The organism is Streptomyces sp. NPDC092045 (assembly GCF_044756005.1).
In the GTDB taxonomy this organism is placed as follows: Bacteria; Actinomycetota; Actinomycetes; order Streptomycetales; family Streptomycetaceae; genus Streptomyces.
Genome location: NZ_JBIVSC010000035.1, coordinates 19,573 through 31,752, shown reverse-complemented (window position 1 = coordinate 31,752; position 12,180 = coordinate 19,573). Strand labels below are relative to the sequence as shown.

At 67.9% G+C, this 12,180-nt stretch carries 10 protein-coding genes and 2 pseudogenes; 5 read left to right on the top strand and 7 right to left on the bottom strand.

Features of this window, described 5'->3' with window-relative positions; all coding sequences use genetic code 11:
• The 4 genes and pseudogenes from ACIQKA_RS34190 to ACIQKA_RS34175 form a co-directional block, all read right to left on the bottom strand.
• On the bottom strand, nucleotides 1-570 hold a 570-nt coding region (locus tag ACIQKA_RS34190; protein ID WP_402543315.1), incomplete at its 3' end, for a transposase family protein.
• Nucleotides 571-736: 166 nt separating this feature from the next.
• Nucleotides 737-1,186: pseudogene (locus ACIQKA_RS34185) on the bottom strand (SDR family NAD(P)-dependent oxidoreductase); the annotation flags it as partial.
• 124 nt (nucleotides 1,187-1,310) lie between these two features.
• Nucleotides 1,311-2,138, bottom strand: coding sequence for an SDR family NAD(P)-dependent oxidoreductase (locus tag ACIQKA_RS34180; protein ID WP_402543314.1), 828 nt, complete (start codon nucleotides 2,136-2,138; stop codon nucleotides 1,311-1,313).
• 27 nt (nucleotides 2,139-2,165) lie between these two features.
• Nucleotides 2,166-3,062: an alpha/beta hydrolase gene (locus tag ACIQKA_RS34175; protein ID WP_402543313.1), complete on the bottom strand. Its 897-nt coding sequence runs from the start codon at nucleotides 3,060-3,062 to the stop codon at nucleotides 2,166-2,168.
• A 27-nt stretch (nucleotides 3,063-3,089) separates the two neighbouring features.
• On the opposite strand from ACIQKA_RS34175, the gene ACIQKA_RS34170 reads away from it, so the two are divergent.
• Nucleotides 3,090-3,773: a TetR/AcrR family transcriptional regulator gene (locus ACIQKA_RS34170; protein WP_402543312.1), complete on the top strand. Its 684-nt coding sequence runs from the start codon at nucleotides 3,090-3,092 to the stop codon at nucleotides 3,771-3,773.
• Nucleotides 3,774-4,021: 248 nt separating this feature from the next.
• Here ACIQKA_RS34170 and ACIQKA_RS34165 read toward each other — a convergent pair whose 3' ends face one another.
• The 3 genes and pseudogenes from ACIQKA_RS34165 to ACIQKA_RS34155 form a co-directional block, all read right to left on the bottom strand.
• On the bottom strand, nucleotides 4,022-4,201 hold the full coding sequence (locus tag ACIQKA_RS34165; RefSeq protein ID WP_402543311.1) for a hypothetical protein: 180 nt from the start codon (nucleotides 4,199-4,201) through the stop codon (nucleotides 4,022-4,024).
• Between the two features lie 146 nt (nucleotides 4,202-4,347).
• Nucleotides 4,348-4,488, bottom strand: a complete 141-nt coding sequence (locus ACIQKA_RS34160) for a hypothetical protein (protein WP_402543310.1) — start codon at nucleotides 4,486-4,488, stop codon at nucleotides 4,348-4,350.
• A 187-nt stretch (nucleotides 4,489-4,675) separates the two neighbouring features.
• Nucleotides 4,676-5,481: pseudogene (locus tag ACIQKA_RS34155) on the bottom strand (IS5 family transposase).
• A gap of 1,329 nt (nucleotides 5,482-6,810) precedes the next feature.
• On the opposite strand from ACIQKA_RS34155, the gene ACIQKA_RS34150 reads away from it, so the two are divergent.
• The 4 genes from ACIQKA_RS34150 (at nucleotide 6,811) to ACIQKA_RS34135 (ending at nucleotide 12,117) form a co-directional block, all read left to right on the top strand.
• Nucleotides 6,811-7,464, top strand: a complete 654-nt coding sequence (locus ACIQKA_RS34150) for a hypothetical protein (protein WP_402543309.1) — start codon at nucleotides 6,811-6,813, stop codon at nucleotides 7,462-7,464.
• 57 nt (nucleotides 7,465-7,521) lie between these two features.
• Nucleotides 7,522-9,093 carry a glutamate--cysteine ligase gene (locus ACIQKA_RS34145; protein ID WP_402543308.1) on the top strand — a complete coding sequence of 524 codons (1,572 nt, stop codon included), beginning with the start codon at nucleotides 7,522-7,524 and terminating at the stop codon, nucleotides 9,091-9,093.
• Nucleotides 9,090-10,829, top strand: a complete 1,740-nt coding sequence (locus ACIQKA_RS34140; protein WP_402543307.1) for a flavin monoamine oxidase family protein — start codon at nucleotides 9,090-9,092, stop codon at nucleotides 10,827-10,829. Before ACIQKA_RS34145 ends, ACIQKA_RS34140 begins: the two co-directional genes overlap by 4 nt.
• A gap of 70 nt (nucleotides 10,830-10,899) precedes the next feature.
• Nucleotides 10,900-12,117: an amidohydrolase family protein gene (locus ACIQKA_RS34135; RefSeq protein ID WP_402543306.1), complete on the top strand. Its 1,218-nt coding sequence runs from the start codon at nucleotides 10,900-10,902 to the stop codon at nucleotides 12,115-12,117.
• Nucleotides 12,118-12,180: the final 63 nt, after the last annotated feature.

The following is a 12,180-nucleotide window of genomic DNA, read 5'->3' as shown; positions in this document are numbered from 1 at the left end:
CCGCAGGGCGTCGGTCCACAGGGTGCGGCCGTGGTGGTCGGCGATGACGGTGGCCTTCATCGTGTTCTGCTTCTTCTTGCCCGACACGAACGCCCTCCGCCCGCCCCGGCCCGCGGTGGGCCTGCGGACCTGGACCTCGGTGGCGTCCAGCCGCAACCGGACCCCCTCGGCCTGGGCGTAGGCGAAGACGTCTTCCAGAGTCCGCAGCCGCAGTCCGGGCCGTTCCGGGACGGCAAAACCTCTCCCGGCCAACAGACGGCGCACCTCACCGACCGCCCGGGTCATGGTGGAACGGTCCACTTCGTAAAGAAGGGCCAGGACCGCGTGCGGGAGGTCGTGACGCAGGTGAATGAGGGTGGCCACCAGCCGGTCCACGAACACCAGCCGATGCCTGGCACCGGCTCCCGGCGCCCGCTTCCTGGCCCCTCCTCGAGCCTGGTGCCGGCGGCCTTCGACAGCGACCACCCACGGTCGAGCCAACTCCGTGATCAGCGAGGACAGATGACTCCTTGAGACACCTGTGAACAACGGATGTGCCAGGACCGAACGATCCACCGTGCCTTCCACCATCAGAGCATGCCCACCCGCTATCACGCACCAACTCGTTATTCTGGAGATGCTGGTGGAACTTCTCGGTGCTGGATCCGTAGTGGTCGGCGTTGAGGATGATCGCGGCGGTGTGAGAGGCGGCGATGATGGGGGTGTCGACCCAGCCGCAATAGAGCACGCGTGCGGTGGTGCTCGTGGCTGCGAGTTCGCCACGCAGGGCGCGATCGAAGGCCTCGGCGTCGGCCTTGGAAGCGGCGTATGGCGCGTTGCCGGCGCCATCGAAGAAGGCGTAGGTCGAGGAGGTGATCAGGACGTGTCCGTTCGCGACCGTGACCGCGGGCAGGCTGGCCTTCACGGTGCGCCACACGCCGAGCAGGTCGACCTCGATGATCCGCTCGAACTCCTCCACCGAGCTGCCGTTGATCGTGGTGGGTTTCGAGGCGGCGATGTCGGCGTTGGCGAAGCAGACATCGAGGGTGCCGAACCGGTCGACGACCTTGGTGACGGTGGTCTGCATAGCCTGCAGGTGGGTGACGTCGGCGGCCAGCGCGAACGCGTTCGGGCCGAGGTCGGCGGCCACCTTGTCGACTGCGGCCTGGTGCAGGTCGATGAGGGCGACGTTGGTGCCGGCATCGATCAGGGCTCGTGTGCTGGCGGCGCCGATGCCACTGGCGGCGCTGGTGACAAGGAGGATCTTGTCGTTGAGGTTGTAGTTGGTCTTTGGTGTTGCTCCTGGGGCTGGTAGGAGATTGCGGTCAGGCCTACTGGGCGGCCGCGAGGGCTTCTTGGACGGTCTTGTGCCGGAACTGCATCCGGTCGGCGACGGTCTGGATGACGCCGGGGATGTAGGCGGCGAGCTGGTTGCTGCGGGGGGCGACGACGTGGGCGGCGCGGCGTTCGATGCCGCGGACGATCTCGTTGACGACGGTCTCGATCGGGATGAGCTTCCACATGCCGGTGTGGTTGTTCCAGATCCGCATCGAGGCGGGCTGGGCCATCACGCCGTCCATCAGCGGGGTTTTGAAAAATGTGGGGTGGGCGCTGCCGACGGTGACGCCGGTGTGGGCGACTTCGAGTCGCAAGGTGTCGCAGAGTGCCCAGACGCCCGCCTTGCTGGCCGTGTAGCCGCCCTGGAGAGGTGCGTGGACAAAGGCTGCCAAGGAGGAGATCGCGAGCAGGTGACCGCGCTCCTTGGTGACATGGGGGAGTGCCGCGGTGAAGGTGCGCCAGACGCCGTTGAGGTTGATGTCGACGGTGCGTTCCCATTCCTTGGAACTCAGGTCGGTCATCGGGGCGATGGCCTCGCCGATGCCGGCGTTGGCGATGACCACGTCGAGGCGTCCGAAGTGGGCTGCCGCGGCGTCGGTGGCCGAGCGGACGCTGTCGAGGTCACGAACGTCGACCGCCCAGCCACGGGCCACGGTGTCGCCACCGAGCTCTGCTGCCTGCTGCGTGGTGCGGTCGGTATCGAGGTCGAGCAGGGCCAGGTTGGCGCCGCGGCGGCGGAGCTCGGCCGCCAGGCCGGAGCCGAGGCCACCGGTCGACCCGGTGATGAGGACGGTACGGCCGGTGAGGTCGTAGCGAGGCATGCGTGGTTCTCCTTGACGGGGTGCGGGTCAGGCGTTGACGGGCACGTGGCGGGCGAGAAAGGCGAGTTGCTGGGCGATGTTGGACTCGAAGTCCTCACCGACGTAGATCTCGAAGTGGCCACCGCGCTGCAGGTGGACCTCGCCGAGGGGTGCCTTCTTGACGTGGCGCAGGGTCGCGCGGCTGGGGGCGACGGTGTCGACCTCGCAGATGGCGAAGTGGGCTGGGCAGGTGATCTTGCGTGCGTCGCGTCCGGGAAAGTAGCGGATGATGTCGAGCGCGAAGCGGGCTGCGACGTCGGAGCGAATCCCCTGGCCTTGCGGGGTGATGGCCTCGACGCCGGGGGCCGAGTCCGCTGAGGTCATGAGGGCTGTGGATCCGGGCGGGCCGTAGCTTGGGACCATGATCGGCTCCCGGCCCCGCAGGGCGCCGAGCCGGTCGCGCACGGCGAGGGCGGTGACCTTGACCGAGGTGACCGGGGGGATCGCCAGGGAGGATGCCAGGCCGTCGGTGAAGGGGCACTGCGAGATCACCGCTGCCAGCCGGTGGTCGCGGGCTGCCGTATGGATTACGTGGCCACCGCCGAACGACGTACCCCAGATGACAACCCGCTCCGGGTCGACATCCTCCAAGCCCCGTGCGTACGCGATGGCGGCTCGCCAGTCCTCGAGCTGCCGGTCGACGTCCAGGAGCTGCCGCGGCTCACCGCTGCTGGCGCCGAAGTGACGGTAGTCGAACACCAGGCACCGGTAGCCGGCCGCTGAGAACCGCTCGGCGAAGGCGTCGAGCCGCATCTCCTTCACCCCGCCCAGGCCGTGGGCCATCACGATGATCGGACCCGGTGCGCTGGACACGTTGGCGGGTTCGTCGAGCCAGGCCGCACAGGTCTCGTTACCGGAGAAGAAGGTCACATCTGAGCGAGTCATGGAGCGACCTTAATGGAACATCATCCAATGTTGGAAGTGATCCCAACTATGTTCTACGTTATAGTCAATCTTGTGAGTGTGGCGGAGACGGATCCCGAGATCACCCGGGCACAGAGGAAAGCCGCGGTGAACCGGCGTGCGGTCATCGATGCGGCGCGCGAAATCGTGGCCGACTCAGGTGCGGACGCCCTGACGCTGGAGGCGGTCGCCGAACGAGCAGACGTAGCGGTTCAGACGATCTACAACCGGGTGGGTGGACGCTCCGCACTGCTCACTGCGGTCGCGGAACAGGCGATGGAAGAAAGCAGGGCCTACATGGACGCGGCTTACGCCGCGCCCGGCACGCCCGAGGAGCGGCTCCTCCTGGCAACAGCGGCCTATGCCCGATTCGCCCGCGAGCGTCCGCACGAGTTCCGCATCCTCGTCGAGCCCCCCGAGGAGCCGTCCGCCATCGACCGGATCGTTGAGCTGACCCAAACGCAGAACGCCAAGCTCGCCTCGGCGATTCGCGACGGAATCGCAACCGGGGACATTCGTCGCGACCTCGACCCCGATGACCTTGCTGCCGTTTTCCTGGCCACTGTTAACGGACTGCTCTCTCTCGCCTGGCGCCCGGGCGCCCTTGGCGTTACCGACGAGGAGCTCGATCGGCTTCTCGCCACCTACGTGTCGACGATTGCCGACGGGCTCCGAGTTCGCCCTGCCACCTGATCTCGGGATGAAGCATCGGGCGAAAACGACCTCTAAAGCAGCCGTTTCCACCGGAAACGCTCCTGCCGACAAGCCCTAGATTGGGGCGGCCCTCCCGTACGGGGGTCGCCCCCTTCGTCGTGGGTGCACTCTGTCTCAAGGTCCGCCAAAGATGCTGTGGGTCCCGATCCGGCGCCACACGATGTGCCGGTCCCCGGCTATTCGTGCCCGGCCGTAGCACCACGTCACGCGCCCGTCCGGCGCCCAGGTCAGCTCGTAGACGCCCGTGCGGAGCGCACGCCCTTGATGCGCAGGCCGGCGCGGAAGCGCCCTCCGGCGCGCGGGTCCTCGACGAAGGCCGCCACGGTCTGGCGGAACTTGAGGCGTTGTTCCGGGGTGAGGCGGTCCAGGTTGGTGGTGAAGCGCGCCAGGGTCTTGTACGTGGGCACGGCGAACTCCTCCAGGACGCACGAAGCCCTCGGCCGGTCGGCCGGGGGCGGTAGTGGATGTTCGTGTTGAAGGGCGTCGGTGACGTGGTGCTCAGTCGTGGTGGGTGGGGCTCGCGAAGTCGTGGCGCAGTATTCGCACGGCACCGTCATGCGTCGCCGTAGTGGCCTTGCATCACCTTCGTCCACTGCTCGGGCTGGGCCGTCTGGCAGCTGGGGCAGCGGCGCCCGGTGACGCGTTCAGCGGTGGGGAAGTCGAACTGCACGGAGCGCACCTTGGACACGTTCAAGAGCAGCGGCGTGCGGCAGAGGGACAAGGTTCTCCGTACCTGGTGATGGTCATGCGCGGGGGGTGCACACACCGGTGGCTTACTGTCGCGTGCTCATCCGGCGGCCCGTCTGGCGGGCGCTGCTGTGAAGATCTGGTGATGCCTTCCCGTCCGGCGGGACCGGCCCCGGATCACACTTCTGCGCAGGTCAGCGGCGGGGTTCCATGGGCCGGAGGATCAGCGAGGCCAGAACGGCTTCGGCACGGTAGCGGTCGGTGAGCTTGTCGAATCTGGTCGCGATCGCGCGGAACTGCTTGAGGTGTGCGAAGTATCGTTCGACCACGTTGCGCTCGCGGTAGACCTCCTCGTCGAAGGCGGCTGGCCGGCCGCCCAGGCTCCCTCGGCGTTGGTGGTTGGCCGCTTGGTCGCGGCGCTCGGGGATCGTGACGGCGATGCCGCGGCGCCGCAGCAGGTGCCGGATCGCCCGGCTGGAGTAGGCCTTGTCGCCCAGGACTCGGGTCGGTGCCCTGCGCGGGCGGCCGGTGCCGACTCTCGGAACGCGGATCCCGTCGAGGACCTGGCCGAAGGCGGTGGCGTCATTGACGTTGCCGGGCGTGAGCACAAGAGACAGGGGCAGGCCACGGCCGTCGACGGCGAGGTGGAGCTTGGTGGTCAGCCCGCCCCGGGACCGATCGAGGGCCTGGCGCGTCTGCGAGCGGCCCAGATCTTCCAGTTCGTTCCCCTCTGCGGCCCCCCTTTCTTGCGGGCGCCGCCGGCGTGCAGCTTCGCTCAGGTCCCATCCGCTTCCCAGCGGGCGAACCGCTTGTAGACGGTCTGCCAGGGTCCGTACGGCTCGGGCAGATCGAGCCACGGAGCCCCGGTCCGCAGCCGCCACAGCACCCCATTGACCACCTGCCGGTGATCACGCCACGGACGACCACGTCCATCCACCCGCGGCAACAGGGGCTCCATTCGCTTCCACGCCGCGTCCGTCAACTCGCCTCGACCAGCCACAAGGTCAATGAATCAGAGTGCTCGTGCTCTCGCGCGCGGTCCGTCACTAAACGGCTCAGCCGGTAGGTGGTCGGTAGCCCCTGGCGCCCGCACAGCGTGTCGATCCGGATCATCTCCCCGCTGACTCCGGCTTCCCGAAGACGGCGCAACCTCGTACGCATCTCCGCCTGGTCCGGAGTCTCAACGACCACTCCCTACTGCCCCACATTCGGCGCGGTGCGAGCAGCAAGCCGCTGCCGCGTCCCCTTGCCGCCGCCTTCTTTTCCCCTGCCCTGGCACCTGCCCAGAATCACTGGCCGGCGTCAGGACGGCAAGGCAATTGGACCGAGCACGCACACTCTCGGTGATCATTCGCCAGACGGGCCCTGGACGACCGCGCTGATGACCGCATCCGCCGCGCCCTGCGCACCCTCACCCTCCTTGCCGCCATCGCCTGGGCCCGCCACCGCCGCTGAACGCTGTCACTACCTGTCAACCGCCTCCGTGCACGCTGCTGGCATTCAGCCTTCTCCATCATCGATCTGGCCTGGCCAGATGCAGGGTGAGGAGGACCTGGGCGAGGCTGATGACGTGAGTTGTTGACCAGTGGAACCTGCGAAGGAGCCTCCAGGACTTGAAGGGGCCACAACTTGTCCGATGAGGGCGCGGATCTTGATGTGGGATCGGTCCATCGCCTGCTGATCTGCTGAACGAGTCTCTCGTCTCTCCGGTATCGGGGTGCAGACCACGCCACCAGCACCCCGCTAACCAGTGCCCGTCCAGCCGCTCATGGATCAGCCCAGCAGCCAAGCACTGCGGTCAGGCTGGAAGAGGTTCGTTACATTCCATGGATCGTTGCACGTGGAGACCGGTGAAATCGGTGACCTGAAATTGTCCTGAAAGTTTCGGAGGCTGGAGCATGGTTGAAGCCCCTCCCATGTCATTCGTTGCAAATCGACTCTCGCGGGCGTCAGGGGTGAGGAAGTGGTTCGGTGAGATGCGGGAGTGTCCCGTGTGAAATCTGTGTCAAATTGAATTCGGGCACCCATAGATTTTTTCTCTCCCTTTGCTCTGCGAAGATGCGGGTGGGAAAGAAGTGGTTTGCGCAGCTCAGATGCCCAGTCTCGCTGTTCCGGTGCGGGGCTCGAGTGATCGAGCGAGAAGGGGATGGGGATCGGAATAATCGAATCCGCTTGCCTCTTCCGTCCTCAAGGGCAATTCTTGGTCGTGCGAGCAGGACGCTCAGGTGTCACGCCGAAAACGTGGTGCCTGCTGGCCAGATCCACCTATGGTTTTCTATCTGCTGTCCCTGCTGCCAACCGCGATCTTCCCTTCGAGGGGGTCTTTCTCTTGCCTGCCACCGAGTTCATCGACCGCGTGGGAACGAACATTCCCGATCACCTCAGTGCCAATGAGTTCCTGTCACTGGCTCGGGAGGGGATGATCGAGGAAGGACATCTGCGGAGCTTCGCACTGGCGGAGTTTCAGTCACAAGAAGCGGAGTTCACCGCCTATGGACTGCTGATCTCTCGGTTCCCGCACGAGGTCCCTGGCGGATTCTTTTCCTTCGTCACGGGCGAGCTGATGAAGGCTCGTCAACGCATGGTGACCGGCCTGGCGCCCGCGTTGGGGATGTCGGTCGACCGGATGCGCCGGGAGCCCCGGCTGGAGGCTGTACGGCGGTTCACCGAATTCATCTCGTGGGTCGCCCTGCACGCCGGAGCGGGGGAAGCGGCCCTTCTGGCCCGTACCGACTTCACGCTGTGGTGCAACTCCTGCGCGGTCCTCGCCGACGTCCTTGCCGAAACGGGACAGGTGCCGGAGGCCATGGTGGCGTACGTCGACGCCTACCGGGACAACCCGCCGGAGGTGGCGGACGGCGTCCTGGAGGTCATCGAGTACGGCAGGGAACATCACGAACCCGATGACTGGATCACCCGCAGCGCGGTGCGGATGGAGCCAGCACTGCGGGACTGGTGGCGAGCGGTCGCCGTACTCGCCTGAACAGCGCCGTACCACGACCGGACCGGAAGAGGACACAAGGCCGTACAGGGGAGTGACATGGGCCGCGAAGTCGGTCGGGTGGCATTCACGGAGCAGGACCACGCACAGTTCCGGTCCCGTTTGACGGAGTGCCTTTCCTTACTGGGGAAAGCGGTGACCGACCCCGATTTCGGGGCGGAGCCGCCCACACTGGGGGCGGAGCTCGAGTTCTCCCTCATCGAGCTGGACGGCCGTCCGGCCCCGGTGAACGCGGCTGTCCGCGAAGCCGCCCAGGACGACTTGCTCACCTTGGAGGTGGCCCGTTTCAACCTTGAGGCGAATTTAACGCCGGTTCCGGCACGAGGACACCCCTTCACCGCCCTGGCCGCACAGGCCACACGGACACTGACAGGGATCACCACCGCGGCACCGCGGCACCGAGGGGTCACAGCGGTCCCGATCGGAACCCTGCCCACCCTTACACCGGCCGACCTGACGGCGCAGGCACTGACCGCCCTCCCGCGCTACCACGCGCTGGAGCAGGCCTGGAGCCACCGCCGCTCCGTGCCCTTCGACCTACCTGTGGGGGAACGGGGCCTGCTCAGGGCGGAGTCCGTAGCGGTCCAAGGCGCGGCATGCTCCTGGCAGGTACATCTGACAGTTGCCCCATACCTCTTCCACCGCGCTTTCAACGCCGCTCAGCTCGCCACCGGACCGGCCCTGGCAGCCGCCGGGAACTCCCCCTTCCCGCTGGGCCGGCCCGGATGGCAGGAGGCCCGCATTCCGATGTACGAACACGGCTTCGGAGACCGCAGTTCCCCCGGCTCCGGCCCCCGGCGCCCCCGGGTCGGGTTCGGTCCCGGATGGATGCAGGGCGGCCCTCTCACGGCGTTCGAAGCGGCCATGCGCCATTACGACGTCCTGCTGCCGGATGTCTCGCCCGCCAACGACCACGACGCGACCGGCCACTGGCCGGCGCTGGAGGAACTCCGCCTGCACCTGAGCACGGTGTGGTGGTGGAACCGGCCGGTGTACGACCCCCTCGGCCACCTGCGGATCGAATTCCGGGCGCTCCCCTCCGGACCGACACCATTGGACATGGCCGCGAACGCCGCCTTCCTGGTCGGCCTCACCCTCTTTTTGACAGCCGATGGGCGCGACGTGGCCCAGGAACTCCCGTTCACTCTCGCCAAGACCAATTTCTACCGCGCCGCACGCGACGGCCTGCACGCCTCCCTATGGTGGCCCTCGCCCGGAACGGCACCACGCGAGTACAGGGCCGGGACCCTGGTCGAGGAGTTGCTGCCGCGCGCCCGGGAGGGACTGGCACTCCTCTCCGTGGCCACCGACGAGGCCGATGACCTGCTGGACCTGCTGCACCACCGGGTCGCGACAGGCCGTACGGGCGCGTGGTGGCAACAGCAAACGCGCGAGGTGCTGCGCAGACGCGGGACGGCGGAGGGGAAACCCGCAGAACGAATGACGGGGGGAACCGCACGGCCCAGCCCACCAAACACCCCACGGTCCGAGCGCGAACGAGACTCCGCCGAGCTGGCGGAACTGACGGTCCACTACGCACAGCTCGCCGCAGGAGCCACGCCGGTGCACACCTGGAAACCACCCACCCTTCCACTCCGGAGCCACCGATGAGCCCGATCCCGCCCCCGCCCGCCACCGATCTCCAGGTCGACTTCCCCTTCGACTACGCCGCGCACGTCGGCGACGGCCGACGTATGGGGCGACTGCCCGAAGAGATCCGAGGGGCGCGCGTCGCTATCGTCGGCGCCGGCGGCAGCGGGCTGGCCGCCGCCTACGAACTGTTACGGGCCGGCTGCAACCCCGTCCTGTACGAGGCCGAGCAAAGCACGGACGGGCCGGGCGGCCGACGCCTGGGGGGACGCATGTACAGCCGCCGGCTCCGTGAAGAGGACAGCGCCGTCGTGGAACTGGGCTGCATGCGTTTTCCCGACTCGGCCACCCTGCTACGCCAATATGCCCGGACCTTCGGCGTCCGCATGGAGCCGTTCCGCGACAACTACGCCGCCCCCGTCACACCGCTGACCGTGCTGGACGTGGACGGCGTCCAGTACCCGGCCGCGAAGATCCAGGACCTTTACGACCGGCACGACGACTTCCGCGAGGTGCATGCGCACTGGCAGCGCGTCCTCGCCCGGATCGGTCTCCCGCAGATCCTGCGGGACCTGGCCGCGCGTGACCTGGTCGCGGCGCGACGTCGCTGGAACCAACTACTCATTCAGTTCGAGTCCTGGTCCTTCTATCGCTTCCTGCGCGAGCCGGACGGTGCGGGTCTGACCCACGACCAGGCACGGCTCCTGGGTACCGCGGGAGTGGGACCCGCCGTCTGGGACTCCTTCTTCGAGATCAGCGTGATCGAGATCCTGCGACTGCTGTTGTGCACCGAAGGCAGTGACACCCTGTACGCGCCCGACGGCATCAGCCGGCTCGCCGAAGGCTTCTGGACCCGTCCCGTCATCGACCCCCGCGGACGGACGCGCAGCCTGGAGGAGGCGAGCGAAGGGGCGCCGCGACCCGCCGTACGTCTTCTGGAAGTCGAGCCGGACGCGGCGCGCGGTGTGGTGGTGCACGATGCGGACGGACGGGAGGAACGGTTCGCTGCAGTGGTGTTCACTCCGCAGCTGCGCCTCCTGGAGACCGGGGTGGAGGTACGCTCCACCGACCCGCGCGTCCCCGTCTTCGGTCCCCGGTTGTGGAGGGCAATACGCCGCCTCTCCTACTGGCAGTCCGCCAAGACCGCCCTCGTGGTGGAACACCCGTTCTGGGAGGCGACGACCATGGACGGCGTCACCCTCACCGATCGGCTGCCGCGCGCCGCCTACACCATGGACTACGGGCCCGCCCGCGGCCCCGGAGGCCGCCGGGGCGTGCTCGACCTCAGCTTCAGCTGGGCCCAGGACGCCCTGAAGGTCGCCCCCTCCGACCTGGAGGAGAGGGTCGCCCTCTTCGTCCGCGACCTCGCCGAGATCCATCCCTCACTGGCGGACGAACTGCGTGCCCAAGTCCGCACGGGTGAGGCGGTGACGGTGTCGTGGGAGAACGAGAAGAACTTCCGCGGCCTGTGCCGCTGGTCCTGCCCGGGTGACTACCCCTACCAACGGGACCTCTTCGCCCACTTCCTCAAGGACTTCACCGGTTCCCCGGCCATACCAGGCGAACCGCCCAACGCCCTCTACCTGGCCGGCGACGACACCTCCTGGTCGCCCGGCTGGCTCGACCACGCCCTTGCCTCCGGTCTCAATGCCGCCTGGGGAGTACTGCACCAGCTCGGCGCCCGCCCTGAGCCCGGCAACCCGGGCCCCGGCGACGTCTGGAGCGACCCTCGCTACACCCCACTCACCGCCCTCTGAGCGGCGTCGCCTGGCCCATGCCGCCCGTCCCCGTACCCGTCCCGCCGTGTTCGCCGCTCCGGAGGTATTCGTGCGCGCACTCCCCGACCGAGAGATCCTGTTGCGACCTGACCGCGTGTGGGACGGGGTCGCGGACGCCCCCGTCGAGGGACTGACCGTCCTGGTGCGCGACGGCCGCATCGCGTCCGTCGCGTACGACCTCGCCCCAGGTCCGGAGGCGGACGTGCTCGACATGCCCGGCTGCACGCTGCTGCCCGGATTCATCGACTGCCACGTCCACCTGCTAGACGAGGAAGCGGAGACCGGGCCCGCCGCGTACCAGACCCTCACCGCCGTGCCCGTCCTTCGCACGCTGCTGCACAACGGGTTCACCACCGTCCGGGACCTCGGCAGCGCCCACCTCCCCCTCAACGTGTCACTGCGCGACGCGGTCCAGGATGGCCTGATCGAGGGACCGCGCATCCTCGCGGCACCCAACATCCTGTCCCCGCAAGGCGGGCACGGCGACAAGAAGCCCGACCTCGCCCAGCGGTACGGCCACCAGATCGGCACCCTCGCAGAAGGCGTCGAGGGACTGCGCCGCGCGGTACGCGAGCAGGCCCGCTCGGGAGCGGACTGGATCAAGTTCGCGGGCGGTGGCGGATTCTCCTCACCAGTGGACAGCCCCACCAGCACCTCCTACTCGCGCGTCGAGATGCACACCATCGTCGCCACCGCCGACGACCTCGGCCTGCCCTGCGCGGCGCACGTCTTCACCGACCGCGCCGTCATGCGCTCCGTCACCGCGGGAGTGCGCAGCGTGGAGCACGGCTGTTTCGCCACCGCACCCACCTACCGGGCCATGGAAGAAGCCGGCACGTTCCTGGTGCCCACCCAGTACGTGCAGACCTACTTCCTCGACCGGCTCGACGACGACACCTTCTGGGACGGCTCCATGAGCTTCGCGCGCAAGAACTACCGCGAACACGCCGAAACGCTGCGCGAAGGACTCCTGCGGCCCGCCCGGACCGATGTGAAGACGGCGTTCGGTACCGACGCCGGCATGTTCCCCCACGCCGACAACTGGCGCGAGTTCCCCACCCTGATGGACCACGGCTACACCGCTCTGCGTGCCCTACGGGCAGCCACGAGCACCGCAGCCGACCTCCTCGGCCGGCCCGACCTGGGCACCGTCACCCCCGGAGCCACCGCCGACCTCGTCGCCCTCGAAGGCGACCCCTTCCAGGACATCACCGCCACCGGACGCGTGCGGCACGTGATCCAACGAGGCCGTCCGGTACACCGGTGACGGGCCGCTTCCCTCCGGGGCGAGCCTTTCGCCTCCCTGTACCCGTACCCATGAGAAGGAGAG

Coding starts and splice junctions, on each gene's coding strand:
- ACIQKA_RS34140 (WP_402543307.1), top strand. CDS start 9,090: ATGAGCCCGATCCCGCCCCCGCCCGCCACCGATCTCCAGGTCGACTTC.
- ACIQKA_RS34145 (WP_402543308.1), top strand. CDS start 7,522: ATGGGCCGCGAAGTCGGTCGGGTGGCATTCACGGAGCAGGACCACGCA.
- ACIQKA_RS34180 (WP_402543314.1), bottom strand. CDS start 2,138: ATGCCTCGCTACGACCTCACCGGCCGTACCGTCCTCATCACCGGGTCG.
- ACIQKA_RS34170 (WP_402543312.1), top strand. CDS start 3,090: ATGTTGGAAGTGATCCCAACTATGTTCTACGTTATAGTCAATCTTGTG.
- ACIQKA_RS34175 (WP_402543313.1), bottom strand. CDS start 3,062: ATGACTCGCTCAGATGTGACCTTCTTCTCCGGTAACGAGACCTGTGCG.